Here is a 25,305-nt window from a genome sequence, read left to right on the forward strand (position 1 = left end):
TCTAAATTAAGTTGTGCGTTGGAAAGTGCAAGACTATCTACTTCTTTTAGAAAAGAATATTCTTTTTTATATTGTGCAGGTGTATTGTTTAGCATTTCTCCTGTTTTTTTATAGTATTCTATTTTGTCATGTAGCATTTTGTTGTATATAAATCTTACACAACCAAATACTTTAGCAAAATATTCTTCTTGTTCTTTTGTTGGATATATCCTGTATTTATAAGCCTTTAGCAAAATTACACCTCCTTCCTGTAATACTGATTATATCATAAAAAAGAATTTATCAATCAACATTCATCACCCACTTATAGAAGTGGGCGACTTCTGTTACTCTTTAGTTAAAATTCTTTTCATAACTCTCTCCTTTTTTAAAAAGGAGCTGATAATCAGCTCCTTTATTCTCCCCATCCTTCTGGGAACTCTGCATTATGCCACACGTTTTGAACATCATCATTTTCTTCTAATCTGTCTAAAAGTTTTTCAAACTTTTCTGCAGCCTCACCATCTAATGCTACATAAGTGCTTGGTATCATCGATACTTCAGCTGAAGCAAGTTTTATTCCATTGTTTTCTAAAGCTTCCCTTACCTTTGAAAAATCCTCAGGAGAAGTTGTAATTTCATAAGCATCCTCTTCAGAGGAAAAATCTTCAGCACCAGCATCAAGGGCCATCATCATTAGAGAATCTTCATCAATTCCCTCTTCCTTTTCTACTATTATAAGCCCCTTTTTCTCAAACAAGAAGGAAACGCAGCCTGTTGCCCCTAAGTTACCACCAAATTTTTCAAATATATGTCTTACATCACCTGCAGTTCTATTCCTGTTATCTGTTAATGCTTGAACAATAACAGCAACACCATTTGGGCCATATCCTTCATAAATGATTTCTTCATATGTTACATCTTTTAGCTCCCCTGTTGCCCTTTTAATAGCCCTTTGGATGTTTTCCATAGGCATATTGTTAGCCTTTGCCTTAGCGATAACATCCCTTAATCTTGAATTTGCCTCAGGATTTGGTCCACCTTCCTTAACCGCAACCTGAATTTCTTTACCAATTTTTGTAAAAAGTTTTCCTCTAAGAGCGTCTTGCTTACCTTTTCTATGTTTAATATTCGCCCATTTTGAATGTCCTGCCATATTTATTCCCCCTTCTAAGTTAAATTACCATTATTCTTTTACATCACTTGCTACTTGGGACAAATATTTTAGGCATTTCCCTTTTATGCTGGCTCTTTCTATTTAATTCATCGACAATATTTCTAACTCTTTCTGTAGCTTTACCTGTTAATATATATTCATCAAGTTCTTTATAAGTTATACCCATTTCCTTTTCGTCTGTTTGGTTTTCCCAAAGTCCTGCACTTGGAGCTTTGTTTATAATCTCTTCAGGAACATTAAAGTATCTCGCAAGTTCCCAAACCTCATGCTTAACAAAGGATGCAAGTGGGAGAATATCAACTCCGCTATCGCCATATTTAGTAAAATATCCAACAGTAAGCTCACTTTTATTACCTGTTCCTGCAACAAGATAATTTAAAAGTGCAGCATGATAGTAAAGCGTAGTCATCCTTAGCCTTGGTTTAATATTTGCAAGGGCAAGTCTGTTTTCATTTCCTGTTGAACCTACAGCCCTTAAAAGTGAATCATAAACTTCATCTAAAACTACTTTCTTATATCTTATGTTTAATCTATCAGCAAGCAACAGAGCATCCTTTTCATCCTGAGGATTGCTATAGCAAGGCATAATAATACCTAAGGTATCATCAGGGAAAGCTTTTTTTGCAGCAGCAGCTACAACGGCAGAATCAACCCCACCGCTAAGCCCAAGGACAATTCCCTTTGCATTTGCTTCTTTGACCCTATCCTTTAACCATTCAATCAGCTCATTGGCAACCCTTTCAACATCAAACATCCTAATACCTCCCTGAAGCTTTCTTTTAAGATATTAGCATATTAATGAATAACTTTCAATATTGTAAGGTATAAAAACATCAATAATTAAAAAACTAAACTATAGGTGATATAAATGAGGGATAAGATAAAAATTTATATAATAGGCCTTTTAACAGGAATTTGTAATGGGCTGTTTGGTGCTGGCGGTGGAACTTTATTAGTCCCTGCCATGAACCATGTCCTTAAAATAGAACAGCATAAAGCACATGCAACAGCTATTGCAATAATCCTTCCCCTTTCTATAATAAGCTCAATTTTTTATATTTCAAAATCCCTTGTAGACTGGAATTTAACCCTTAAAGTTGTGATAGCCAATATAATCGGGGGATATATAGGTGCAAAAATACTTAATAAATTTACAGATGGAACTTTAAAGCTAATCTTTGGAATTTTTATGATAATCGCTGGAATAAGGATGGTGTTCTTTAAGTGATTATTTTTATAATTAGCTTAATTTCTGGAATTATTAGCGGAATGGGAATTGGAGGAGGGACAATTTTAATACCTGCTTTAATTATATTTTTAAATGTTAAGCAGCAAATTGCCCAAAGCACTAATCTTCTTATTTTTATCCCTACGGCAATTGTTGCTTTATATACCCATATTAAACAGGGCAACATAGAAAAAAACGTTTTAAAAACTCTTATAATTTTTGGTATCATTGGTTCAATCATAGGCTCCATTCTTGCCGTAAGTTTAGGCTCAAGCCTTTTAAAGAAAATGTTTGGTGTTTTTCTTCTCTTTATGGGAGCCTATGAAATTTATTTAAGCAGAAAAGAAAAGGCTCACCGTCAAAGCTGACGGTAAGCCCTTTAGAACTCTTTCATAACGCAATGTCCGTAAACAACTTCCATTCCAAGACCCTTTGACTTTTCTATTAGTTCTTGGCTTTCTGCACCTGGTTGGAACCATATATATTTAATATTTAATTTATTTGCTTCATCCACATAAGTTCCACCTAATGCTGGATTTATAACCATATCTACAGCTTCAGGAACCTCTGGTAAGTCTAATAGTGATTTATATGATTTTTCACCATCTACGTCTAGTCCCTTTGGATCCACAGCATATACCCTATACCCCTTATTTTTTAGAAAATTATAGATTTTGTAAGCAAACTTTTCCTTGTTAGATACGCTGCCAACAACAGCCCAAATCTTCTTTTCTTTAAATTCATTAATATTCATTATTCTTGCACCTCCATAATCCTTTCTGCTTCATTTACAAATACTAAATTATTGTCTGTAACTTTAATTATATCATTTCCCCCCATTATTTCAATTATATCAGAATGAATTTTTTCAAATTCTTCTTCCAAACACACACCCTGTATCCGTATATTTTCCATGTATTCTATATCTAAAATTTTTATATTTTTACTTTGAAGATAATAATTTATCTTGCCATATTTTTCATAGTCTACAATCATAGAAAACTTTATTCCCATTTTTCTTTTTACCTTACCTGCAGCATCCACCCCTTGTTTGCAGGAGGCGCTATATGCCCTTACAAGTCCTCCTGCACCTAATAAAGTTCCGCCAAAATACCTTGTCACAACAACTGCAACGTCATTAAGATTTTCCCTTTTTAAAACCTCAAGAACCGGTGGTCCAGCTGTTCCTTGGGGCTCACCATCGTCAGAATACCTCATAGATATGCCATTATTAGTTATATAGGCATATACATTATGGGTTGCATCCTTATATTTTTCTTTTATAGAATTTATAAAATCCATGGCCTCTTCTTCGTTTTTTATCCTCTTTATGTTACAAATAAATAAAGACTTCTTTTCCTCAAAGGAAACCTCAACTTGTCTTAAAACTGTCCAATCTTCCTTAAACATCCTCTCACCTCAAAACAAATTTTTGGTAAATGATAAGTTATAATGTTGACTAATATAGTTGTATTTTTTAAAAATATATGTTAAGATAAATTAAGCTTAAATTTTATTTAAGGAGGTTTGACCCTATGATTACAAAAGATATGGGTATAATTGAAATAGTTCAAAAATATCCTCAAACAGCTCAAGTTTTTGCTAAATACGGAATGGGCTGTTTAGGTTGCATAGCAGCTAGATACGAAACTCTAGAGCAAGGCGCTATGGCACATGGTATCAATCTAGATGCTATGTTAAAGGATCTAAACGAAGCTATAAAAGGCTAATAAATTGCCAGGGATTACCCTGGCATTTTTATTTCATCAAAAATCTCTTTCAAAATATTTATTCCATTTGTTATATCATCATAATCAGTTTGGGCAAAACTTAGTCTAAAATTGTTACTGCTTCTTGAGTCGAAATAGAAGGCCCTACCAGGAGCAATCGCAATGCCCCTTTTCTTTGCGTTATAAGCTATTATCGTTGCATCCAATTCAGATTCAATCCAAAAATGAATTCCACCCTTAGGATCTTTAAATCTTATATCCTTTATCTCGCTTAATTTTTCCTTCATTAAGCAATATCTTTTATAATAAATATCCTTAAGATTGTTTAAATGTCTTGTCCACAAACCTTCCCTAAGATATAAATCAAAGGCCCTTTGAATTAAACCTGATGTTGAAATGTCCGTATTTTGTTTTGCAAAAACTAAATTTCTAGATATATTAAAAGGAGATACTATCACTGCAAGTCTAAGTCCTGGCATAAAAATTTTTGAAAAACTTTTAATAAAAATAACTCTATCACAAAAATCAAGAGTCTTTAAAGGTTCATTAGGCTTTTTGGAAAAGTTGATTTCAGTTAAAAAATCATCCTCCAAAATATATGTATTATATTTTAATGCCAAGTTTATAAGTTCCAATTTCTTTTCAAGACTATAAGTTATAGACGTAGGGTTTTGATAATTAGGCATTACGTATATAAGTTTAACTCTTTGCTTTTTTAATACATCCTCAAGTTCATCAAGATCCAATCCATCCTCTTTAATCGGGATTTCGATAATATTTGCTCCCCTATTTTTAAATATCGCTGCTGCACCTGTATAGGTAGGACTTTCAACCACAATAGCATCATTAAAATTAACCAGCACCTTTGCCACAAGGTCTATTCCCTGTTGGGCACCTGAAACGATGCTTATATTATCTATTTCACATTCAACTCCGCATTCTCTTAAATATTTCCAAATGGACTCCCTTAGCGGGAAATATCCTTGAGGCTCAACATAATTAAAGGCACTAGCTCCATCCCTATCTAAAATTCTATTTATGACAAATTTAAAATCCTCAACAGGAAAAAGACTGCTTTGCGGTGTCAATGTAGAAAAATTTATTCCTAAGTTTATTTCTTCCCTTTTAATATTTGTTGCTAAAGGATTTTCTGAAAAAACTTGTATTTTTTCATCATTTTGTTTAGATACAAAAGTCCCACTTCCCACCTTTGTATAGATATATCCCTTTTGTTCTAAAAGCTTATATGCATTAACAACTGTAACGGTATTCACGCTAAGTTTTTTAGAAAGTTCCCTTATTGTAGGAAGCTTTTCATCAGGTTTTATGGCACCTTCCTCAATTAAATTTTTTAAAATCTCATAAAGCTGAATATATTTCGGCTCACTAGAAAACTCATCAAGCTTTATATTTTCATAAAATTTCATAAGACCACCTATTTTCTCATAAAGAAAACTGAAGTAGTTCCTTCACCAACATGGCTCCCTATTGTTGGACCAATCTCCGATATAACAAATTCTTTAACGTTAAATGTCCTTTCTATTTCTTCCTTAATTTGCATACAAAAATCTAAATTTCTTGAATAATTTAAACCTATTACTTGTTTTTCTATTTCATAACCTCTCTCCTGCATCGTTTCGATCATCTTCTTTATAATTGCCTTTTCTCCCCTTACTTTATCATAGGGAACTATATATCCATTGTCAAACTGTAGAATAGGCTTTATATTGAGCAAATTGCCAATAAGAGCCTTAGAACTTGATATTCTTCCTCCTCTTTTTAACATCTCAAGATTTCCAACGGCAAAAATATACTCCATCCTATCCCTCATGAAAGTTACTCTATCTATTATTTCTTCCCTTGTTTTTCCTTCCTTGAGCATTAAGGCAGCCTCCCTAACCATAAGGCCATACCCAACAGAAGCACCCTTTGAATCAATAACATCTATATTCTCTTCCCCAAGTTCCTCTCTTGCAACAAGGGCAGATTGATATGTTCCTGAAAGGCCTGAAGAAAAACTAATATATATTATATGATAACCCTCATCTATAAACTTTTTAAATTCTTCTATAAATCTTGCTGGTGTTATCTGAGTAGTCTTTGGAAGACCCTTAAAGGTTTTTAGCTTTTCATAAAACTCCTCCGTTGTCATAGTTACTCTATCGTAATAAGCCTCATCATCAAAATAAACTATCATAGGGATAATATAAACTCCAAGTTCTTCTGCATAGCTCCTTTCAAGGTCACAACCGCTATCAGCAATTATTTTTATTTTTTTCATAATCCACCTCCAAATTAATAAACATAATAAACAAGCTCCTCAATGAGCTCCTCTTCTCCATATGTTGTAAAACTTCTCAAGGACTGATTTATTAAGCCCTTTTGTGCTAAATAATCCAAAAGGTAATTCAAGTCTCCATTTAGCTGCTTAAATTCAGGAGAATTTTTAATATCATGAATTGATAAAAACTGCTTTTTTTCCTTTAAAAATTCAATTATGGGCATGGCAAGATTAGAAATATTTTGATCAAGATATTTTTCAATAAAATCAAGAACGGTATATATCTTTTCCTTTAAAGTTTTTGGTGTGTTTAATATATTAAAAAGCTTATCTACTTCCCCATCCATACCAACAGCAAATGATAAAATATCCTTATCGGTTATATATCCCTTTACATTTAACTGTAGTCTAGCAAAATTTGTAATAAGATCTACTATCCATTGAAAGGAAGTTTCATATTTTCCTGTAAAGTAGTATTTTCTTGAATAATGTAAACAGTTAAATATATTACATAATATCTCAAGATTTCTAATATTCCTATCCCTATCATAGTAAAACCTTATTGAATTAAATAGATCCTTAATCTCATCATCTAAGCAATAAACTAATTTTCCTGTAAAAAAGGCTTTATGGAAGGTTCCTCCCTTTAATAGGTTGGTATAAGACTTAATAAAAGTTTCCTTTGATATATAATTAACCTGAATAGGGACATCATTGATTTTGCTGTATAAATTCATTAGTTTATTTTGTTCCTTGGTTATTACAAAGAAATCTATATCCGATTCCTCCCAGATATCGCCAGATACAATGCTCCCATAAACAATTATAGCAATAACATTAGAATTATTTTTTAACTTACTAAATGCCTTATCGTATGCCTCCTGATAGGATTTTATTAAATTAGTCACATTACCCTCCCCCATAAAATTTTAAAATAAAAAAAATAATGTTTAATTTATTATATAATTATTATCAAATCATTGTAAAGTATTATTATTTTTGAATATTATAAATACCCTCTACATCCCTATAACCACAACTTGGACATAAAATTATATGCTTACAAATATAGCTTGGATCGCCATCGTTAAGATCTGTAATCTCATACGGCAGGTCTGCAGAATAACTGTCATAATAATTCTCAATCCTATCTAAAATCTCCATCCTATTTCCACATAAAGGACATTTCTTATTATAATCAACCAATCCATTGCAAACTGGACAAATCAACATCTTAAACACCCCTTTTCACATTTCTATCAATAATTTTCCCTTACAACATAAAAAAATACACCCCCTAAATTGGGGGTGTATATTACATCTTTTCAAATTCCGATTTTGGAAGTCCACAAAGTGGGCATACCCAATCTTCAGGAATATCCTCAAACCTTGTTCCTGGAGCTACTCCGTTATCCGGATCACCATTTGCTGGATCATAAACATAGCCACATGCTGGGCATAAATATTTGTCCATAAAAATACCTCCTTATTAATAGTTCTTTTCCATATTATAACCCATTTATTTATATTTTCCAACATTATTATTTATTTTTTTCTCAAACTATTTATAGGTGATAATATGAAAATCTTAACCCAAATTTTTATTTTTGTTACAATATTTTTTATGTTACATAATTTTTTGATTAAAACTCAGCTAAAAGCCTTAAATAATATAACTTTTAAAAAAACAAATAGAAAAATATGCATTGTTCTTGTAGATGGGCTGCGCTTAGATTCCATTAAGTATATGCCATTTTTATTAAATATGATAGACTACAAAAATGGAATCCTTTATAATTCAAAAGCTTTTCCTCCAACTTTATCAAGACCAGGTTACGAAAGAATTTTTACAGGCTCGCCAACTAATATAAACGGAATAACAAGAAACTTTCATCCTGTCCCTTCTTTAATTCCTGACATTTTTCTTCTTGCTAAAAGGTCGGGTTATAAAACAGCCCTATCAGGTTACTACTGGTTTATTGAGCTCTTTCCTTATTCATTTAATTACAGATATACCTATTTTAACAATGATTCAAGGGTTTTTAGCAATGCAATAAATATTATAGATAAATATAACCCTGACATATTATTAGTTCATCCAATGGAGGTTGATAAAGCAGGACATAGGCACGGTGCCTTATCACCAGAATACGAAAAATCTTGCGAAAATGTCGATAATAATATTGAATTTCTATGGAAACATATTAAAGATAAAAATTATACATTAATTGTAACATCAGACCATGGCCATAAGGATGAAGGGGGCCATGGTGATGGCAATGTTCGGTGTATCGAAATTCCACTTATAATCATTGATAATGACATCGAGAAACTAAACTTAGTCCCAAAGGATTGGGTATCTCAGCTTGATGTTGCCCCAACAATCTGTGACCTTTTAAATATTCCTAAAAATTCTTTTATGACAGGAACATCCCTTATACAGGGCAACGACAATTTATCAGTCAATTTAGTTATGGATAATAGAATTATAAAGCTAAACAAGAGATTCCCCTTAATTTTTGTATCTTTTACCGCTTTTATTAGCATCACGATAACAAAATTATTTTATTACTTAAGGAATTTATTATAATCTTTCAATAACCTTAATAAAGGATTGGTTAGCATTTAAGATGGTTTCATTCTCCTTTATATCAAGAAGCTTATAATCCTTTAGAACCACTTTACCGTTAATTATCACTGTCTTTATTTCAGAACCGTTAGCAGCATAAACAATATTTGAATATATATCCGTTGGAGGGTTAAGGTGAGGTTTATTAAAATCGATTAATATTATATCTGCCAAAAAACCCTCCTTAATTTTTCCAAGTTTATCCTCCATACCTATAGCCTTTGCTGCATTTACCGTTGCAAGCTTTAAAGTATCATAGGCGCTTAATGCTGTAGCATCATTGAAGCTGAGTTTTTGAAGAAGGGATGCAGATTTCATTTCATCTATCATATTGAGATTATTATTGCTGGATGCTCCATCAGTCCCTAAAGCTACATTAATTCCATTTTCCATCATCTTTACAATAGGTGCTACACCGCTTGCAAGCTTCATATTGCTTTGGGGGTTATATACCACAGTAAAATCATAATTCTTAACCATAATAATATCATCATCATTTAAGTAAACACAGTGGGCTGCAATAACTTTGTTTTCATCATAAAGTCCGGCATCTTTACAAACCTCAAATGGAGTTTTATTATACTTTTCCCTTATTATGTTTACCTCATCCTTGGTTTCAGCAATGTGAATATGAATAGGTAATTTGTAGTTTCTTGCTATTTCCCCAACCTTTTTTAAAGTTTCAAAGGAACATGTGTATGGTGAATGGGGAGCAATAAATATCTTGATTAAATCATCCTCTTTAAATTCATCATATAAACTTAGCGTCTCATCGATCTGCCTTTCCCACATATCCCCAATTATTGGGCTTCCTAAAAATCCCCTGATGTTTGCCCTTCTGCAGGCCTTTGCAATTGTATCCTCTCTAAAATACATATCTACAAATGATGTAGTTCCGCTTTTTATCATTTCTATAATTCCTAAGAGGGCACCGTTATATATATCTTCCTCAGTTAACCTAGCTTCAAAGGGCCAGATTTTTTCATTTAACCATCTCATTAGGGGCAGCCCCTCTCCATAGCCCCTAAGGAGGGTCATAGGAATATGAGTATGGCAATTTATAAAACCTGGTAGTGCTACACAGCCCTTTCCATCTATAACCTCAAAATTATCCCTTTCTCCTTCATAAACTCCTTCTTTAACCTTTACTATCTTGTTATCTTCAATATAAATATATCCTTTAGGGATAATATAATCTCCTTCCATTGTAATTACTTTTATATTCTCTATTAATAATCTTTTCATCATAACCCTCCTTTTTGGCTTTTATATAATTATATTCGTTATATTCAGAATTTTCAATTAAAATAAAACAAAAAAAATTTAGGGGTGGTTATTTACCACCCCACTGGCTGCCGAGGTAGGACTCGAACCCACGATTGCCTGATCCAGAGTCAGGTGCCTTACCAACTTGGCTACTCGGCATCATCACTTATTATTATAGCAACTTTTTTTAAAATTTCAATATCAATTATATCATTAATTTAATATTTTTATTCATATAAATTAATAAAAATCCCTATGGTGATATAATGAAAAATGAAGTTCCATATCAAGTTCCAAATCCTACTGATGTTGAAAGGCATGCTATTTTAAGATTTTTCCTAAAATCAGATAATCGTGAGGAGGATTTTCATGAAATAATAAAGCTTCTTTCACCTCCACCAAACATTGAAAAAATCGCATCCAAAGAGCAAGGGAAAAAATTTAAAGTAGCCATTATAGGCGCAGGCCTTTCAGGACTTTGTGCTGCCTATGAACTTAATAAAATAGGATGCGACATTACTATTTTTGAAGCCTCAAACAGAATAGGAGGAAGAGTTAAAACCCACTTTTTTGACAAGTCCAAAAATCAATATGGCGAGCTTGGTCCTATGCGCATTCCACCCTCCCACGAAACAACATGGCACTATATTAATGAATTTAAACTCAGAACCATCCCCTTTATAAGTAAAAGCACATCCTCTTTATTTTTTGTTAGAAATTCATATGCAATTAATAATCCAGTTAGCATAATGGAAAATATATATCCACAATTTGATCTTCCTGATAGGGAGAAAAAAAGAACTCCAGATGAACTAATCGGAAAACTATATAAAAAATATTTCTTTAGCCTTTCAAAGGAAGAAAGAAAGGAACTTTTGCAAATTAAGAGGGATTATTCTAAAAAAATAAAAGAAATTCAAAGCATTTCCTTAAGACAAGGATATGAAAATGTTGGCCTTTCCCAAAATGCTATTTCTTTAATTAGCAATATATCTGCCCTAGAGGGGGATCTTATTAATATAAGCCTCATTGAAATTTTAGCAGAATACTATACATTAGACTTTTTATATACCTACACTATTAAAGGAGGAATAATAAATCTTCCCCTTGCCTTTTATAATCAACTTATAAATTCTAAAGGTCCTGGAAAAGTTAATTTTAGACTTCATAGCCTTGTTAATTCTATAATCCAGTCCCCTTACGATGGTAGAAAAATAATTTTGGAAATATTAGACCTTAACGACAACAGCTATTTTTATAACGATTTTGATTTTGTGATTTGTGCTATTCCCTTTTCAAGCCTAAGAAGAATAAAAGTCAACCCACCATTTACCGTTAGAAAAATGCAGGCAATAAATGAACTTAATTATGAAATAGGCCAAAAAACCTTCCTCTATCTAAAGGAAAGATTTTGGGAGAGGGATAAAAACAACCCCTTAAGTGGAACAACATTAACAGATCTTATTACAATATTAACAGTTTATCCCTCAGATCATTTAGTTCCTATTAAAGGTGAATTATTTAAGTATAAACTAAAAGAAAATACATCATATAAAGAGCCCGGAACACTACTTGCCTCCTACAACTGGAATCAAAATGCCGTAAGACTTGGAAAAGAATACGAAAACTTAAGGATTACAGAAATAATAAGATCTATAGAAAAAATACACAAACTTCCAGAAGGATATATGGATAATAATTTGATAGATTATACCTACATCCTTTGGTCAGAGGTTCCCTTTATATGGGGAGGAGTTTGCTTTATGCTTCCAAATCAAAAAGAACTATTCCTTTATGATTCTACAACCCCAGAAATGAATGGAAGGGTTCATTTTGCAGGTGAGCATGTTTCAACTAAGCACGGATGGATGCAGGGTGCCCTTCAATCAGGGATGCTAGTTGCCAACAATATAGCTAAACTTATAAGGGATAATGATAAATAGGCACAGAAAATTCTGTGCCTATTCTACTTCAAATTCCTTTATCCTACCATAAACATCTTTAGTGGTATTTATACATACAAGTATCCCCTCTTCTGTATATTCTTCCTTTTCAATGCAGTTATTTTGATGCAGATAAGAAACAACTTTAGTATCAGAATATGGAATCAATAGTTTTGCCCTTATCATATCCTTGTAAACATTATCTTGAATAACCTTTAGAAGGACATCTAAATTGGTTCCTTCAACAGCCGATATTTCAACAACATCCTTAAATTTACCCCTTAAAATCTCTAAACTTTCACAATCAGCAATATCCATCTTATTTAAAACAAGAATTTTTCTTTTATCTCCCGCTCCTATTTCCTCTAAAACTGAATTTACGACCTTTATTTGAGCTTCAGCATTTTTATTTGAAGCATCAACTACATGTAAGATAAGATCGCTATAAATTATCTCCTCAAGGGTGGATTTAAAGGCCTCAACAAGTTCATGGGGAAGCTTCCTTATAAACCCAACTGTATCTGAAATTAAAACGTCTTTACCGTTAGGAAGATTAACAAGCCTTGTTGTAGTATCAAGGGTTGCAAAGAGCATGTTTGCTTCAAAAACCTTTTCCTTATCAACCCCTGCAATTTCACAAAGCTTATTTCTTAAAGTAGATTTTCCTGCATTAGTATAACCTACTATTGAAACTACAGGAATTTCATTAGAAAGCCTCTTTTCCCTTTGAACCTGCCTTGTATTTCTTACAGCCTCCAACTCCTTTTCCAAATCATTGATCCTTCTCATTATATGCCTTTTGTCGATTTCCAGCTTCTTTTCTCCAGGTCCCCTTGTTCCAATTCCTCCACCTGTTCTCGAGAGCATGGCTCCAAAGCCTGTTAATCTTGGCAATCTATATTTTAGCTGTGCAAGTTCAACCTGAAGCTTTCCTTCCTTCGACTTTGCCCTTTGGGCAAAAATATCAAGGATTAAGGCTGTTCTATCTATAACTTTACATCCTAAAATTTCTTCAAGATTTCTTATCTGTGCAGGGCTTAATTGATCGTCAAAAATCACCGCATCAGCCATTAGGCTTTGTCTTAAAAGGCTAATCTCCCTTGCCTTACCACTTCCTATATATGTGGCAGGATCAATTTTACTTTTTTTCTGATATAATTTAAAAACCACCTCTGCTCCTGCGGTTTCAGCAAGTTCTTTAAGCTCCTCTAATGACTCTTCAACGGTATATAAATCATCGTTTCCTGCTGCAACCAATATAACCTTTTCCTTAGCTTTTTCCTCCAGGATAAATACTCTTTCCTCTAATTTTTCCTCAACTTCCCTAATAAGTTTTAATGCATCAATCGACTCAATAATCCCTGCTTCATAGGGACCTAATATATCAGCTCTTTTAGAGAGCATTCCATCAATAACACTTATAAGGCCTATCGAAAAATCTATAGGTTTTCCTTCATTAACTCCAACGGCTACCATCATATCAAATCGTAAACTAACCAGTGCCGTTATATCTACAACTGAAAGTTCCCCCTGCCCTGATGGATGGGTATGGATACATCTTATCCCAGATAGGCCTCCTTCTTTTCGTTTTTCAAATATTTCTTCAAGATTTACAGTTTCACTATCACCAATTGCTATATCTACTATTTTACCCCGTCTATTTATATATATAGAAATTTCTCTTTTTAATTCCCAAGAAATCCTTGATAAAACATTTAGGATATCCTTAGAAATTATTAAATTTTTATCTAAATCAATTTCAAACAAAGCCTCTAATTCATTTATATAAGATTTTTTTACTCCTTCTAAATTACCTCTTATCATATCATCACCTCGCTAAATAATTATACATTAATATATTGCTAGAAACAACCAAGACGCCTTGACAAAACATTAACTTTAACTTATATTAAATGATAACAATCTTCGTTAATGGAGGGAATAGGATGGAGTTAATAAATAAAAAAGAAAACATTTTAATAAGTTCAGATGAAATTGCACAAAAAGTTTCTGAACTTGGCAAAAAAATTTCCGAAGACTATAAAGGAAAAAAACTTTATGTTTTGTCACTACTTAGAGGTAGTTTTATATTCACTGCAGACCTTGTAAGACATATAGATGTTCCTGTTAAAATAGGGTTTATGGCAACATCTAGTTATGGACATGGTGAAACCAGCAGCGGTCAAGTAAAGATAGTTCAAGATATAGCAGACGATGTAGAAGGCTACGATGTTTTAATAGTTGATGATATCGTTGATACAGGCATAACTATGAAATTCGTTATGGAATATATCAAATCTAAAAACCCTGCAAGTGTAAAGTCCTGCGTGTTACTCGACAAGCCAGAAAGAAGAAAAGTTGAACTTGTTCCTGATTACTGCTGTTTTACAATTCCCGATGTTTTCGTTGTTGGCTACGGATTAAACTATGGCGATTATTACAGAAATAAACCTTATATATTCAATTGGGAATAATTAGGGGCACCGTCCGGTGACTCAGACTGTTGAAAAAGTTATTTTTGATAAGCCCTGTGAAGGATTTCCCTGGCATTCGCTCATTTCGCTAAGCAATTCTAAGCTTTTCTTTGTTTTCAAAAGTCCTACCCTCATGAGCCGACATCCGTGTCGGCCACTCGGCTCTGCACGTCCGTGTGCAGAATTACGGACTTTTGAAAAGTCGAAAAGCAAGAATTGCTAAAGCTTATGAGAGATGCCTTTTCTAATCCTTCCAGGGCTCTTGCAAAGTCTGAAAACCAAAGAGGGTTTGTCTACAATCTGGGGCACCGTCCGGTGCCTTTTAATTTGAAATTTTAAAAATAATGTTGACAAAATTAAATTATAGTAATATTATAATAGTGTAGACACCCCCCTGGGGTATAGTGAGTAAAGAAAGCTAAATATAGAGGAGGAATATATTATGGTAATTCATGTAACAGATGCTGATTTCAATGAAAAGGTTTTAAACTCAGATAAAGCTGTATTAGTAGACTTTTGGGCTGAATGGTGTGGACCTTGCAGAATGATAGCACCAGTTGTTGAAGAAGTTGCTGAAAACCTTAAAGATAACCTTGTTGTTGCAAAGCTAAACGTAGATGAAAATCCTATGACTGCTTCACTTTACGGTATTTCAAGCATCCCTACCCTTGTTCTATTCAAAGATGGTAAGCCATTGGGTAAAATAGTAGGATTTAGGCCAGCAGCTCAAATTGAAAGCGCTATTAAAGGAGCTTTAGGACTATAATGTTTGATGTAGCTATAATAGGCAAAGGCCCGGCTGGCATTTCAGCTGCTGTTAATGCCTTTGCCAGAAACAAAAGCGTTGTTATATTCGGGGGCGATAGCAAAAAAGTTTTGCTTAGCCCCTCTATTCCTAATTACCCTGGCTTGCCAGAAATATCTGGAAAGGATTTAATGGAAAGGCTTAACGAGCATCTAAAGTTAACTAATGCTACAATAATAAATAAAACCGTAATCGCAGTTTATGCTATGGGCAACTATTTTTCAATTCAAGCAGAAAACGATTTTTATGAAGCAAAATCAGTTATCCTTGCTACAGGCGTCGATTTTAAAAAATCTATAGAAAACGAAGATACATTCCTTGGAAACGGGGTAAGCTACTGTGCAACCTGTGATGCCCCTTTATATAAAGGAAAGGTTGTAGCCGTAGTTGGATATAATCATGAGTCCGTTGAAGAGGCTAATTTTTTAGCTGAAGTTTGTCAAAGGGTATATTTTATCCCAATGTTTAAAGGTAACTTCAAATTAAAAGAAAATGTTGAAATAATTAATGACAGTCCTATAAAATTTGAAGGATCCTTAAAGGCTGAAAAATTAATACTTAAAAACAACGCAATAGAAGCAGATGGATTCTTTGTATTAAAGGACAGCCTACCCCTTACAAGCCTTGTGCCTGGCCTTGAGGTTGACGGCCCCCATGTTCTTGTAGATAAAAGGATGGAAACAAACATTAAAGGGCTATTTGCCGCCGGAGACATAACGGGTAAGCCCTACCAAGTAGCAAAAGCTATAGGGGAAGGACAAATAGCTGCATTAAATGCTGCTGAATACCTTGATCAAAAAAAATGATGAGGAACTTCCTCATCATTTTTTAATATTATACTCTTGAATATCCTTAGGTGGATTTTCTGTTTTTATCTCAGCATAAGTATCCGGAACCTTTCCTACTATTATGCTCTCAGCAATAGGAATGCTGGAAGTTACAGTAACACTGTTCCTTGCAAGGGGAATAATAACCTGAACTGTTGCAGATACATCTAAGTAAACAATATGCCTTGTTTGGTTGATTCCTGCCGATGAAAATTCAGTCCTATAGGAAGTTAACACAGAACCTACCGGTCTCATTTTAAAGGGTATCCTTGGGCCATAATTTGATAAAATCTCTATCCCTGTTAAAACAGCAAGTGGAATTTCCACCCTTCTTTCCTTTATATCGCCAATTCTTTTCTGAACCTCAAGAGCTATTTGGGAACCTAAAATATTTAATTCCACCGTATTCGCCTGAATCATAACAACATTTCCATCCTTATCAGTTTTAACCGACATAATATCGTCATAAGATATCTTATTCCCAAACTCAAATTTAACCGTATTGTTTATGGTTTCTACCGCTGTTCTTCTAGCCTCCTGATCACAATAGGCGAGCAAGGTCGGCCTTAAAAAATAATTAAGATAAATCAAAAACAAAGTCGCTAAAGTTAAAAAAAGCACCAAATATAATATTAGTTTTATTTTAATAGTCCTATATCTTTTCTTCATATAAATCAACCCTAATATTGCTATTTAATTATATGTTTTTCTCAAAAAAAATATTAAAGGACGCAATGCGTCCTTTATGCTACTGATTGGCTATCAAGATTTTCAATCTCATGTATGCTGATTTGTCTTGTGTGCTGCGTATGAGCCCATTCCTTTTTATTCTTATCTATAATTCCTTGAATTGTTATCGGAAGCCATGTTAATGTATAAACTCCATATAGTAAATACCATAAAAATACCTTTAAAGCTGTCTTGCCTTCAAACTTAGCTAAAATTAGTATAAATGAACCTAAAAATATCGTATGGGCAAGCATTATATATATAAGCTTTGAATCAGGATCAAACATATAGTCAAATAAGAATATATTCAATGAATAAAGCGAAAAATAAACTAATAACTTCTTAGACAATTTATTTTCTAAAAACATTACAAAGGGTGTAAATAAGAATTGAAATACCGAAAGCAATTTCCAAACAATTGGCGAGAATAAATAACTTATTATAAAAATATTCATCCCATCTGCGCTATAGCTTTGAAGGAAGGTTAAAATTGTTGATAACCCAAGTGCAACTATCATGAATGGCTGAATAGTATATAAAGCACAGTCAAAGGCTACAAAATCTCTGTCTTTAATGGCTTTTTTCATTAACTTAAAGAAAAATCTCGAAGCTACATCAGCAAATCCTTGCATCCATCTTTTTCTTTGCCTCCAAGATTGCTTTAAAGTTAAAGGTTTTTCGTCATAAACAACTGCACTATGAGCCCAGCCTACCTTCTGACCATTTAAAACCAATTTACATGTAAATTCTAAGTCTTCAGTAAGACATGTAGCACCCCATCCAATCTCCTTTAAAACTTCCATATCTATGCAAAATCCTGTTCCACCAATTTGATTAGATAATCCTAAATTTGCCCTTGCAAGCTGGAAAAGTCTGTTGGCAGTCCAAAAGGATATTGAATAGGATTCTGATATCCAAGAGTCATGAGGGTTTTTGCTGTCTATGTATCCCTGAACGACCTTATACCCCTCTTTTAATTTTCTATTGAGTTCTTTAAGAAAGTTCTTAGATGCTAAATTATCGGCATCAAAAACTACAACCGCATCGTATTTCTTATCCATTTGGAACAAAATGTTAAACATCCATTCAAGGGCGTATCCTTTACCCTTTTTTGTAGTGTCAAACCTTTCATAAACTATCGCACCGTGCTTTCTTGCAATATTTGCTGTATTATCGGAGCAGTTATCTGCTATAACATATATATCATATAACTCCTTTGGATAATCAAGCATTTTGAGGCTATCCACAATATTACCTATAACCATTTCTTCATTATGGGCAGCAACTATAAGAGCAAAGGATTTTTCAGGTTCTGAATTTGAACTATTATCCTTTTTTCTATAAAGTCCAAATAACGATATAATAAGATAATACAATGTAACAATAAAAACGCTTACTTGAAAGAAAAAGGTTAAATTATAAACTATTCCCTTCATGTTAATTCCTCCATAACTTATTCTGTCTGTTAATATTTTTTGTTTAACCTTTATTTAATTATACTAATTCAAGACTCCATATCATATTATAAGCCCTTCTTTAATCCTTCAAAAGTCTGCCTTCGCAATGTTTATAATTTATTTACAAAATGGTAATAAAATGTCCAAAATAATGTATGTGGATAAAAATGTCCACATTTGTTATAATTATTTTAATCAAGCTTTTGCATTCAAGGAGGTTTACTATGGCTGAAAAAAGGAAAAGTAAACGAAAAAACAAAAAAGAGGCGTATTGAATATATTGTTGATAATATTCCTTTTTATATTCCTTTTTATTTTTGCAGCAGGGATTGGAGTCGCAATTGCAGTTATAAAATCTGCTCCTGAAATTGACGCAAACATACTTGATAACTTAAAGCAAAGTAGCAAAATATATGACAAAGATGGAAACTTTATAGAGGACTTTTCAGATGTTCAAAACCGAACAATAGTCCCCCTTAAAAAAATACCAAAACACGTTCAGCATGCCTTTATTGCAATTGAGGACGAAAGATTTTATAGACATCATGGAATCGATCCAAAGAGAATATTTGGAGCTTTATGGTATGACATTAAAACAATGTCTAAAGCTCAAGGTGCATCGACAATAACACAACAGCTTATTAAAAACATCGCTTTATCACCAAAAAAGGATTTCTCAAGAAAACTTCAAGAAATGTATCTTGCAATTCAGCTGGAAAGGAAACTTAGCAAGGATCAAATTCTTGAGGGCTACTTAAATACAATATATCTTGGCGGAAGTGCCTATGGCGTCCAAGCTGCTTCAATGTTTTACTTTGGAAAGGATGTAAACGAACTTACAATTGCTGAAGCTGCTTTAATTGCAGGACTTACTCAAAGCCCATATAAATACTATCCCTACAGCAAAAAAAATCAGGAAAATCCAAAAACATATTTAGATAGGCAGCAAACAGTTCTTAAAAAAATGCTACAACAGGGGTATATTACTCAAGAGCAATACGATGAAGCAATAAACCAAAAACTTGTTTTTAAAAGTAAGGAATCCCCAAACACAATGAAATATCAGTGGTTTATAGAACCCGCAATTGATGAAATTGCAAAGGATATGGCAGACAAGCTAAATATAACAGAAAGTGAAGCAAAGCAAAGGTTAAGAACTGGAGGATATAACATATATCTTACAATAGACACCAAAATTCAAGAAGCCGCAGAAGCTGTAATCAATGACGATAGTTTATTTAAACAATTTAATTTAAAACCCTATGCTTCAACAGAAAATTCTCCAAAAGTTTCACAACCTCAAGCAGCTGCAGTTATAATGGACTATTCTACAGGTGAAGTGAGGGCGATAGTTGGCGGACGTGGACCTCATCCATTAAGATCCATGAATAGGGCAACAGACGTAAAAAGGCAGCCAGGTTCAGCAATAAAGCCACTATCAGTTTATGCTCCAGCTATCGATACACATTTTGCAACAGCTGCAACCGTTGTTGAAGATAGTCCCTTCTCGCAAGAGCTTTTGGCTGCAACAGGAGGATGGGAACCTAAAAACTACGATAATTCCTATAGAGGAAATGTAACGGTAAGAGAAGCAATTACGCGTTCTATAAACGTTGTAGCAGCTAAACTTTTACTCCAATTAGGAATTGGAACATCCGTTGATTATCTGCAAAATAAATTTCATATATCAACCATAAAAAACTCTGACAAATACGTAGCACCACTTTCCCTTGGTGGTCTTACAGAGGGAGTCTACCCAATTGAAATGGCTGCAGCCTATGGAGTATTTGGAAATAAAGGAATTTACTCAGAACCTATCCTTTACACAAAGGTTACTGATAGATACAATAACATAATTGTGGAAAGAACCTCTACACAATCAAGATCAATATCAAGTCAAGCTGCTTATATTATGCTTGATATGATGAAGGATGTTGTTAGAAAACCTTACGGAACAGGTGGAAGGGCAAGGTTTGGTTCAATGCCTGTTGCAGGAAAAACAGGAACCACTTCAGACTATACTAACGTTTGGTTCTGCGGTGTAACGCCATATTATTCCGGTGCTGTATGGATAGGCCACGATAAGCCCAACACATCTATTCCTGGACTTAAAAGCTCCCTTGCAGCAAAATTATGGGGAGAAATAATGAAAAGAGCCCATGAAGGCTTAAAAGTAGTTGATTTTGAAAGGCCAAGTGGAATAGTATATGAAAAGGTATGTTTAGATTCAGGAAAATATCCGACAGATTTATGTTTTAATGATCCAAGGGGAAATAGAGTTGTTACTGAGATGTTTATAGAAGGAACTCAACCTGTTGAATTGTGTGATTACCATGTAAATATCGTCCCTGAACCAGATATAACAACGCCGGAAAATCCCAGTAATCCACAGGATAATGGGGGGCAAAATCAAGAAACACAAAATCCAACAAGTAATCCCACCGACCAAAACCAATCCCCTCCTCAAGAGGGTCAAAACCCGCAGCAAACCAATCCAACACAACCCAAGCAATAGGCCTTTTAGGCCTATTGCTTGTTTAATTTATTTTTCAGCTCATAAAGCTTAATTACCTCTTCTAATGCCTTTGTAATTATCGGCGCACCAAATTCAACATCGTCTGAACCTTCCATCTTGCCTGGATCTCCTACTCCTACTACTGGAATATCAAATCTACTTAAAACATCCACCGTATCTCCCTTAATTATCTTATCATCCTTTGGGTTACCATCCTTATCAACCGCCTGATGAGTAACATTACCATTTCTATCTATTGAAACATCCACTTCAACCCCAGTTACCTTACTGGTATTTGAAGCTACTGCAACTGCTCCAATTACTTCAACTTCATTTGAATTTAGAATATACTCCATCGCCTTTTCACCATCACCCTTATGGGTGTTGCCCCTGTCATCTACCATCACAATTACAGGATCATGCTTTGCTTCCTTGATAAGATCGACTATTTCCTCTCCCGATAATATAGTTGGATTTCCAGCTGATCGTGATATTACCCTTGCACCAATATTTTGTGCTGCTGTTTCTATAGCCCTTTGGGCCATTAAGTCTCCATCCGTAACTATTATTACTCTTTTTTTCATTTAATCAACTCCTAATTTTTTGTCTTTGGATTAAACAATAGAGCCATAATATATCCAAAAAAAATTGCAGCAGCAATTCCAGCAGACGTTGCCTTGACTCCTCCTGTAAAAGCTCCAATTAACCCATACTTTTCAACCTCTCTAATTGCACCTTTAGCAAGGCTGTATCCAAATCCAGGTAAAGGGACTGTTGCTCCCGCTTTACCTAATTTAACAAGGGGTTCATATACTCCAATAGCACCTAATATTACACCCGCAGTAACAAAATAAACCAAAATCCTCGCAGGAGTTAAATTAGTTTTATCCATAAGTATTTGAGCAATCAAGCAGATACTTCCTCCAACTAAAAAGGCCCATATATAATCCATCATGGCATAAGACTCCTTTCAATTGTTATAGCATGTGCTATTCCCGGAATGGATTCACCCTGTTGGGTGCTGGTTGGGCTTAAAAGAGCTCCTGTAGATACTATCATTATCCTATTCAGATTTCCATTTATTAATTGCTTATATAAATATCCCCCAAATACAGATGCAGAACAACCACATCCACTTCCTCCTGCATGAACATCTTGGGTTGTAAGATCAAATATCTCTATCCCAGCATCTGTAAATTTTGTTGTGATATCATATCCATTTTGCTTTATTATATCAGCTGCAATTTCTCTTCCAATTTTAGCCAAGTCTCCGGTCATTATAAGGTCATAATCTGCTGCAGTAAATCCAGTATCCTTAAGATGTCTTAAGATAGTATCAGCTGCAGCCGGTGCCATCGCCGCCCCCATATTATTGGCATCCTTTATACCGAAATCTACAACTCTTCCTGTGGTAATATAAGTAATATAAGGTCCGCCGCCTTTACTGCCTAAAACTACTGCTCCTGCTCCGGTAACTGTCCACTGGGATGTTGGCGGTCTTTGATTCCCATGTTCTAAGGGGAACCTAAACTGTCTTTCTGCTGATGAAAAGTGACTTGAGGTTGCTGCAATTGTAATATCAGCAAAGCCTCCATCCACCATCATTGCAGCAAGGCTCATAGCCTCAGTTAAGGTAGAACATGCACCGTATAGACCAAAAAAGGGGATGCCAAGTTCTCTTGCAGCAAAGCTTGAAGAAATTATTTGATTAAGAAGGTCCCCTGCAAAAAAGTAATCAACCTGGTCTGGCGATAAGTTTATTTTATTCATAGCAAGCCTTACTGCTTCTCGCAGCATTTTTGACTCTGCCTTCTCCCATGACTTTTCACCAAAAAGGTCGTCCTCTAAAACGATATCAAAATAATCCTTTAAAGGGCCCTCTCCTTCCTTAGGTCCTACTATAGTTGCAGTAGATAAAATAGACGGCGGATTTTTTAGCTTTATAGTATGAAGGCCTATCTTTTTTTCTGCCATATGCTTCACCTCGCAAGCATTTTAACAAGATAATAAATTATACCAACAATAATAGATGAAGAAATTCCATAAACTAAAATAGGTCCTGCGATTACGAACATCTTAGAACCTACCCCAAAAATATATCCTTCCCTTTTATATTCCATTGCAGGAGATACTATTGAATTAGCAAAGCCAGTAATTGGAACGATAGATCCTGCTCCGGCATACTTTCCTATGTTATCATAAACCCCTAATCCAGTTAAAAATGCACCTAAAAAAACCATGACTGTAGCTACATAATATCCAACGTCATCTTTTGAAATTCCAAAGGATAAAAACAAATTCATAAAAAACTGACCCACATCACAAATAAGACCTCCAACTACAAAGGCAAAAATAGCATCCTTGATAAGAGATGATTGGGGAACTTTTTTCTGAACTAACTGCTGATATATATTTTTTATTTCATTTTCCTTGCGTTTTTCCATGCTATCACCTTACTTCCTTTATCTTTTCATTTTCTCCTACTATAAAGGAGTTAAGGTCTATTTTATTTTTATCATAATCAAACCTTAAAAGTTTATCCTCCTTTTGCCTTACCGTTGATACATCGCTTTTTTTATGATTATTAAACATAAAACCACCTCCGACTACTAAATATTTTTCCCATCCATAAAAAAAAAATACAAAAAATAAACCTGGCCATTGCCAGGTTACTTTAACGACTCTTTTATGTAATTCAAAACCTTTTTTTCAATCCTTGAAACCTGCACCTGGGATATCCCAAGCATTTTGGCAACTTGACTTTGGGTTAGATCTTTAAAATATCTCAAGATTATTACTTGTCTTTGTTTAGGTTCAAGTTTATCTATAACGTCCTTTAAGGCAATTTTATCGATGTGATCCTCTTCTGAATTCTCATCTTCACTTATCCTATCTATCAAAAGTATCGGTGAGCCATCATCCTGATGAATTGTATCATATAAATATTCAGGACCGCTGATGCTCTCAAGGCTCAAAAGCACATCTTCAGTAGTTATACAAAGCTCCTGAGCAATTTCTTCAATCGTTGCTTCCCTTCCCAATTCCTTAAAAAGCTTTTCCTTGGTGTGCTTAACTTTTTTTGCAGTATCCTTCATACTCCTACTAAATTTAATAAACCCATCATCCCTCAAATGCCTTCTAACTTCGCCCAAAATCATCGGAACTGCATAGGTTGAAAATTTTACATTTTGTTCTACTTTAAAGTTTTTAATAGCCTTAACAAGGCCTATACATCCAATCTGAAAAAGATCCTCATATTCAAATCCCATATTTACGAATCTTTTTATAACAAGGTTAACTAATCCTAAATTATTTTTAACTAAAATATCCTGGGCTTCTTTATCCCCATTTTGACTTCTAAGTATCAATTGATAAACTTCCTCTTGATTATCCATCAATTTTGTGGGCGAATCGTTCTGCATATGAATTCCCCCAAAATCATAATTGTTTAAACTCTTTTGTCATAATAACTCTCGTTCCCTTTCCAGGTTCTGATTCTACCTCAAGGGAATCCATAAAAGTTTCCATAACAGTAAATCCCATTCCAGACCTTTCAAGTTCTGGCCTTGATGTATAAAGGGGCTGTCTTGCAAGCTCAACATCTTCTATCCCCTTTCCATAATCGATAACCTCAACAGTTAATTTTCTTCCCTCTATTTTGCACTTTAAAACAACTGTTCCTTGCGTATTTTCATATCCATGAATAATAGCATTAGTTACAGCCTCAGAAACCGCAGTCTTAACATCAGAAAGCTCCTCTATAGTAGGATCAAGTTGTGATGCAAAGGCAGCCACAACAATTCTTGCAAAGGCTTCATTTTGAGATTTACTTGGGAATTCTAATTTCATTTCATTTTGAAACATTTTACATCCCCCTTTTAAAATTCCAATAAAGCTTTTTGTAAGTTATCATATTCTTTAATAATTTTAAAAATCCCCCCAAGTTCAAATATCTTTTTAATATGGGGCCTTAAGTTAATTATAGCAACTTTTCCATTAAAATCTTTAACTTTTTTGTATCTTCCTATTATTACTCCAATTCCCGAGCTGTCCATAAAGTTTACTCCAGAAAAATCAAAAATCACCTTATTAAGCCCAGTTTCATCTATTTTATTATCAATTTTTATTCTAACTTCCTCAGCTGAATGATGATCAAGCTCCCCCATAAGCTTTACTATAAGAACATCATCTTTTCTTTCAAAAATAAGCTGCATCCAAATCCCCCCAAATAAAAACTTACAGTATATATATTCTATAAAAACCAT

The 25,305-nt window shown here is 34.0% G+C and carries 31 protein-coding genes and 1 tRNA gene; 9 read left to right on the plus strand and 23 right to left on the minus strand.

The window, feature by feature from the left end; genetic code table 11:
- The 3 genes from CAAU_RS10750 to nadE form a co-directional block, all read right to left on the minus strand.
- A partial coding sequence (locus tag CAAU_RS10750; RefSeq protein WP_040306548.1) for a helix-turn-helix domain-containing protein occupies positions 1-233 on the minus strand: 233 nt, incomplete at its 3' end.
- A gap of 161 nt (positions 234-394) precedes the next feature.
- A complete protein-coding gene (locus CAAU_RS10755; protein WP_008909462.1) occupies positions 395-1,135 on the minus strand; it encodes a YebC/PmpR family DNA-binding transcriptional regulator in 741 nt (246 codons plus the stop codon).
- Between the two features lie 43 nt (positions 1,136-1,178).
- Positions 1,179-1,910, minus strand: a complete 732-nt coding sequence (gene nadE / locus CAAU_RS10760) for an NAD(+) synthase (protein WP_008909463.1) — start codon at positions 1,908-1,910, stop codon at positions 1,179-1,181.
- Between the two features lie 114 nt (positions 1,911-2,024).
- Between nadE and CAAU_RS10765 the strand changes: the two genes are divergently transcribed.
- Together CAAU_RS10765 and CAAU_RS10770 are read left to right on the plus strand one after the other, a co-directional pair.
- Positions 2,025-2,384, plus strand: a complete 360-nt coding sequence (locus CAAU_RS10765; RefSeq protein WP_008909464.1) for a sulfite exporter TauE/SafE family protein — start codon at positions 2,025-2,027, stop codon at positions 2,382-2,384.
- Positions 2,381-2,752 (plus strand): sulfite exporter TauE/SafE family protein, encoded by a 372-nt coding sequence (locus CAAU_RS10770; protein WP_008909465.1) that lies wholly within the window; start codon positions 2,381-2,383, stop codon positions 2,750-2,752. The genes CAAU_RS10765 and CAAU_RS10770 overlap by 4 nt, the downstream gene beginning before the upstream one ends.
- An 11-nt stretch (positions 2,753-2,763) precedes the next feature.
- Here CAAU_RS10770 and CAAU_RS10775 read toward each other — a convergent pair whose 3' ends face one another.
- Together CAAU_RS10775 and CAAU_RS10780 are read right to left on the minus strand one after the other, a co-directional pair.
- A complete protein-coding gene (locus CAAU_RS10775) occupies positions 2,764-3,138 on the minus strand; it encodes a CoA-binding protein (RefSeq protein WP_008909466.1) in 375 nt (124 codons plus the stop codon).
- Positions 3,138-3,794, minus strand: a complete 657-nt coding sequence (locus CAAU_RS10780) for a YigZ family protein (RefSeq protein WP_008909467.1) — start codon at positions 3,792-3,794, stop codon at positions 3,138-3,140. The genes CAAU_RS10775 and CAAU_RS10780 overlap by 1 nt, the downstream gene beginning before the upstream one ends.
- A gap of 125 nt (positions 3,795-3,919) precedes the next feature.
- On the opposite strand from CAAU_RS10780, the gene CAAU_RS10785 reads away from it, so the two are divergent.
- Complete coding sequence (locus CAAU_RS10785) at positions 3,920-4,114, plus strand: DUF1858 domain-containing protein (RefSeq protein ID WP_008909468.1); 195 nt, start codon at positions 3,920-3,922, stop codon at positions 4,112-4,114.
- A gap of 14 nt (positions 4,115-4,128) precedes the next feature.
- On the opposite strand, the gene pdxR is transcribed toward CAAU_RS10785, so the two are convergent.
- The 5 genes from pdxR to rd form a co-directional block, all read right to left on the minus strand.
- Positions 4,129-5,541 (minus strand): MocR-like pyridoxine biosynthesis transcription factor PdxR, encoded by a 1,413-nt coding sequence (gene pdxR / locus CAAU_RS10790; RefSeq protein ID WP_008909469.1) that lies wholly within the window; start codon positions 5,539-5,541, stop codon positions 4,129-4,131.
- An 8-nt stretch (positions 5,542-5,549) separates the two neighbouring features.
- A complete protein-coding gene (locus CAAU_RS10795; protein ID WP_008909470.1) occupies positions 5,550-6,395 on the minus strand; it encodes a DegV family protein in 846 nt (281 codons plus the stop codon).
- Positions 6,396-6,409: 14 nt separating this feature from the next.
- The gene (locus CAAU_RS10800) at positions 6,410-7,303 is read right to left on the minus strand and encodes a nucleotidyltransferase domain-containing protein (RefSeq protein ID WP_008909471.1); all 894 of its coding nucleotides are present in this window, start codon (positions 7,301-7,303) and stop codon (positions 6,410-6,412) included.
- Positions 7,304-7,388: 85 nt separating this feature from the next.
- Positions 7,389-7,628, minus strand: coding sequence for a hypothetical protein (locus CAAU_RS10805; RefSeq protein ID WP_008909472.1), 240 nt, complete (start codon positions 7,626-7,628; stop codon positions 7,389-7,391).
- 82 nt (positions 7,629-7,710) lie between these two features.
- On the minus strand, positions 7,711-7,869 hold the full coding sequence (gene rd, locus CAAU_RS10810) for a rubredoxin (RefSeq protein ID WP_008909473.1): 159 nt from the start codon (positions 7,867-7,869) through the stop codon (positions 7,711-7,713).
- 105 nt (positions 7,870-7,974) lie between these two features.
- Between rd and CAAU_RS10815 the strand changes: the two genes are divergently transcribed.
- Positions 7,975-8,985, plus strand: a complete 1,011-nt coding sequence (locus CAAU_RS10815; RefSeq protein WP_008909474.1) for an alkaline phosphatase family protein — start codon at positions 7,975-7,977, stop codon at positions 8,983-8,985.
- On the opposite strand, the gene CAAU_RS10820 is transcribed toward CAAU_RS10815, so the two are convergent.
- Positions 8,980-10,269, minus strand: a complete 1,290-nt coding sequence (locus CAAU_RS10820) for an amidohydrolase (protein ID WP_008909475.1) — start codon at positions 10,267-10,269, stop codon at positions 8,980-8,982. The genes CAAU_RS10815 and CAAU_RS10820 overlap by 6 nt on opposite strands.
- 104 nt (positions 10,270-10,373) lie before the next feature.
- A tRNA-Gln gene (locus tag CAAU_RS10825) sits at positions 10,374-10,449 on the minus strand.
- A gap of 107 nt (positions 10,450-10,556) precedes the next feature.
- Between CAAU_RS10825 and CAAU_RS10830 the strand changes: the two genes are divergently transcribed.
- Positions 10,557-12,233 carry a flavin monoamine oxidase family protein gene (locus CAAU_RS10830; RefSeq protein WP_008909476.1) on the plus strand — a complete coding sequence of 559 codons (1,677 nt, stop codon included), beginning with the start codon at positions 10,557-10,559 and terminating at the stop codon, positions 12,231-12,233.
- A gap of 18 nt (positions 12,234-12,251) precedes the next feature.
- Here the strand turns inward: CAAU_RS10830 and hflX are convergent, their stop codons facing one another.
- Positions 12,252-14,057, minus strand: coding sequence for a GTPase HflX (gene hflX, locus CAAU_RS10835; protein ID WP_008909477.1), 1,806 nt, complete (start codon positions 14,055-14,057; stop codon positions 12,252-12,254).
- Between the two features lie 122 nt (positions 14,058-14,179).
- Here hflX and hpt point away from each other — a divergent pair, with 122 nt between their 5' ends.
- The 3 genes from hpt (at position 14,180) to CAAU_RS10850 (ending at position 16,318) form a co-directional block, all read left to right on the plus strand.
- Positions 14,180-14,707, plus strand: coding sequence for a hypoxanthine phosphoribosyltransferase (hpt, locus tag CAAU_RS10840; RefSeq protein WP_008909478.1), 528 nt, complete (start codon positions 14,180-14,182; stop codon positions 14,705-14,707).
- Between the two features lie 442 nt (positions 14,708-15,149).
- On the plus strand, positions 15,150-15,473 hold the full coding sequence (trxA, locus tag CAAU_RS10845; RefSeq protein ID WP_008909480.1) for a thioredoxin: 324 nt from the start codon (positions 15,150-15,152) through the stop codon (positions 15,471-15,473).
- The gene (locus CAAU_RS10850; RefSeq protein WP_008909481.1) at positions 15,473-16,318 is read left to right on the plus strand and encodes an NAD(P)/FAD-dependent oxidoreductase; all 846 of its coding nucleotides are present in this window, start codon (positions 15,473-15,475) and stop codon (positions 16,316-16,318) included. Before trxA ends, CAAU_RS10850 begins: the two co-directional genes overlap by 1 nt.
- 15 nt (positions 16,319-16,333) lie before the next feature.
- Here the strand turns inward: CAAU_RS10850 and yunB are convergent, their stop codons facing one another.
- Positions 16,334-17,008, minus strand: coding sequence for a sporulation protein YunB (gene yunB / locus CAAU_RS10855; protein ID WP_008909482.1), 675 nt, complete (start codon positions 17,006-17,008; stop codon positions 16,334-16,336).
- A gap of 74 nt (positions 17,009-17,082) precedes the next feature.
- Complete coding sequence (locus CAAU_RS10860) at positions 17,083-18,504, minus strand: glycosyltransferase family 2 protein (protein ID WP_008909483.1); 1,422 nt, start codon at positions 18,502-18,504, stop codon at positions 17,083-17,085.
- A gap of 292 nt (positions 18,505-18,796) precedes the next feature.
- Between CAAU_RS10860 and CAAU_RS10865 the strand changes: the two genes are divergently transcribed.
- Positions 18,797-21,040 (plus strand): transglycosylase domain-containing protein, encoded by a 2,244-nt coding sequence (locus tag CAAU_RS10865; protein WP_008909484.1) that lies wholly within the window; start codon positions 18,797-18,799, stop codon positions 21,038-21,040.
- Positions 21,041-21,051: 11 nt separating this feature from the next.
- Here CAAU_RS10865 and spoVAEA read toward each other — a convergent pair whose 3' ends face one another.
- The 8 genes from spoVAEA to spoIIAA form a co-directional block, all read right to left on the minus strand.
- Positions 21,052-21,624, minus strand: a complete 573-nt coding sequence (gene spoVAEA / locus CAAU_RS10870) for a stage V sporulation protein SpoVABEA (RefSeq protein ID WP_008909485.1) — start codon at positions 21,622-21,624, stop codon at positions 21,052-21,054.
- 11 nt (positions 21,625-21,635) lie between these two features.
- Positions 21,636-21,992, minus strand: a complete 357-nt coding sequence (gene spoVAE / locus CAAU_RS10875) for a stage V sporulation protein AE (RefSeq protein WP_040306560.1) — start codon at positions 21,990-21,992, stop codon at positions 21,636-21,638.
- Positions 21,992-23,014, minus strand: coding sequence for a stage V sporulation protein AD (spoVAD, locus tag CAAU_RS10880; protein ID WP_008909487.1), 1,023 nt, complete (start codon positions 23,012-23,014; stop codon positions 21,992-21,994). The genes spoVAE and spoVAD overlap by 1 nt, the downstream gene beginning before the upstream one ends.
- Before the next feature lie 5 nt (positions 23,015-23,019).
- Positions 23,020-23,484: a stage V sporulation protein AC gene (gene spoVAC / locus CAAU_RS10885; protein ID WP_008909488.1), complete on the minus strand. Its 465-nt coding sequence runs from the start codon at positions 23,482-23,484 to the stop codon at positions 23,020-23,022.
- Positions 23,485-23,488: 4 nt separating this feature from the next.
- Positions 23,489-23,632 carry a hypothetical protein gene (locus CAAU_RS14675; RefSeq protein WP_008909489.1) on the minus strand — a complete coding sequence of 48 codons (144 nt, stop codon included), beginning with the start codon at positions 23,630-23,632 and terminating at the stop codon, positions 23,489-23,491.
- 77 nt (positions 23,633-23,709) lie between these two features.
- Positions 23,710-24,462: an RNA polymerase sporulation sigma factor SigF gene (gene sigF, locus CAAU_RS10890; protein WP_008909490.1), complete on the minus strand. Its 753-nt coding sequence runs from the start codon at positions 24,460-24,462 to the stop codon at positions 23,710-23,712.
- A 16-nt stretch (positions 24,463-24,478) separates the two neighbouring features.
- The gene (gene spoIIAB / locus CAAU_RS10895) at positions 24,479-24,904 is read right to left on the minus strand and encodes an anti-sigma F factor (RefSeq protein ID WP_008909491.1); all 426 of its coding nucleotides are present in this window, start codon (positions 24,902-24,904) and stop codon (positions 24,479-24,481) included.
- 14 nt (positions 24,905-24,918) lie between these two features.
- Complete coding sequence (gene spoIIAA / locus CAAU_RS10900) at positions 24,919-25,254, minus strand: anti-sigma F factor antagonist (RefSeq protein WP_040306549.1); 336 nt, start codon at positions 25,252-25,254, stop codon at positions 24,919-24,921.
- Positions 25,255-25,305: the final 51 nt, after the last annotated feature.

Source organism: Caloramator australicus RC3 (assembly GCF_000297115.1).
Classification (GTDB): domain Bacteria; phylum Bacillota; class Clostridia; order Clostridiales; family Caloramatoraceae; genus Caloramator; species Caloramator australicus.

Excerpts from the sequence above, each read along its gene's own strand:
- CAAU_RS10755 (WP_008909462.1), bottom strand. The coding sequence starts at position 1,135 with ATGGCAGGACATTCAAAATGGGCGAATATTAAACATAGAAAAGGTAAG.
- nadE (WP_008909463.1), bottom strand. The coding sequence starts at position 1,910 with ATGTTTGATGTTGAAAGGGTTGCCAATGAGCTGATTGAATGGTTAAAG.
- CAAU_RS10765 (WP_008909464.1), top strand. The coding sequence starts at position 2,025 with ATGAGGGATAAGATAAAAATTTATATAATAGGCCTTTTAACAGGAATT.
- CAAU_RS10775 (WP_008909466.1), bottom strand. The coding sequence starts at position 3,138 with ATGAATATTAATGAATTTAAAGAAAAGAAGATTTGGGCTGTTGTTGGC.
- CAAU_RS10780 (WP_008909467.1), bottom strand. The coding sequence starts at position 3,794 with ATGTTTAAGGAAGATTGGACAGTTTTAAGACAAGTTGAGGTTTCCTTT.
- CAAU_RS10785 (WP_008909468.1), top strand. The coding sequence starts at position 3,920 with ATGATTACAAAAGATATGGGTATAATTGAAATAGTTCAAAAATATCCT.
- pdxR (WP_008909469.1), bottom strand. The coding sequence starts at position 5,541 with ATGAAATTTTATGAAAATATAAAGCTTGATGAGTTTTCTAGTGAGCCG.
- CAAU_RS10795 (WP_008909470.1), bottom strand. The coding sequence starts at position 6,395 with ATGAAAAAAATAAAAATAATTGCTGATAGCGGTTGTGACCTTGAAAGG.
- CAAU_RS10805 (WP_008909472.1), bottom strand. The coding sequence starts at position 7,628 with ATGTTGATTTGTCCAGTTTGCAATGGATTGGTTGATTATAATAAGAAA.
- rd (WP_008909473.1), bottom strand. The coding sequence starts at position 7,869 with ATGGACAAATATTTATGCCCAGCATGTGGCTATGTTTATGATCCAGCA.
- CAAU_RS10815 (WP_008909474.1), top strand. The coding sequence starts at position 7,975 with ATGAAAATCTTAACCCAAATTTTTATTTTTGTTACAATATTTTTTATG.
- CAAU_RS10820 (WP_008909475.1), bottom strand. The coding sequence starts at position 10,269 with ATGAAAAGATTATTAATAGAGAATATAAAAGTAATTACAATGGAAGGA.
- CAAU_RS10830 (WP_008909476.1), top strand. The coding sequence starts at position 10,557 with ATGAAAAATGAAGTTCCATATCAAGTTCCAAATCCTACTGATGTTGAA.
- hflX (WP_008909477.1), bottom strand. The coding sequence starts at position 14,057 with ATGATAAGAGGTAATTTAGAAGGAGTAAAAAAATCTTATATAAATGAA.
- hpt (WP_008909478.1), top strand. The coding sequence starts at position 14,180 with ATGGAGTTAATAAATAAAAAAGAAAACATTTTAATAAGTTCAGATGAA.
- trxA (WP_008909480.1), top strand. The coding sequence starts at position 15,150 with ATGGTAATTCATGTAACAGATGCTGATTTCAATGAAAAGGTTTTAAAC.
- CAAU_RS10850 (WP_008909481.1), top strand. The coding sequence starts at position 15,473 with ATGTTTGATGTAGCTATAATAGGCAAAGGCCCGGCTGGCATTTCAGCT.
- yunB (WP_008909482.1), bottom strand. The coding sequence starts at position 17,008 with ATGAAGAAAAGATATAGGACTATTAAAATAAAACTAATATTATATTTG.
- CAAU_RS10860 (WP_008909483.1), bottom strand. The coding sequence starts at position 18,504 with ATGAAGGGAATAGTTTATAATTTAACCTTTTTCTTTCAAGTAAGCGTT.
- spoVAEA (WP_008909485.1), bottom strand. The coding sequence starts at position 21,624 with ATGAAAAAAAGAGTAATAATAGTTACGGATGGAGACTTAATGGCCCAA.
- spoVAE (WP_040306560.1), bottom strand. The coding sequence starts at position 21,992 with ATGGATTATATATGGGCCTTTTTAGTTGGAGGAAGTATCTGCTTGATT.
- spoVAD (WP_008909487.1), bottom strand. The coding sequence starts at position 23,014 with ATGGCAGAAAAAAAGATAGGCCTTCATACTATAAAGCTAAAAAATCCG.
- spoVAC (WP_008909488.1), bottom strand. The coding sequence starts at position 23,484 with ATGGAAAAACGCAAGGAAAATGAAATAAAAAATATATATCAGCAGTTA.
- CAAU_RS14675 (WP_008909489.1), bottom strand. The coding sequence starts at position 23,632 with ATGTTTAATAATCATAAAAAAAGCGATGTATCAACGGTAAGGCAAAAG.
- sigF (WP_008909490.1), bottom strand. The coding sequence starts at position 24,462 with ATGCAGAACGATTCGCCCACAAAATTGATGGATAATCAAGAGGAAGTT.
- spoIIAB (WP_008909491.1), bottom strand. The coding sequence starts at position 24,904 with ATGTTTCAAAATGAAATGAAATTAGAATTCCCAAGTAAATCTCAAAAT.
- spoIIAA (WP_040306549.1), bottom strand. The coding sequence starts at position 25,254 with ATGCAGCTTATTTTTGAAAGAAAAGATGATGTTCTTATAGTAAAGCTT.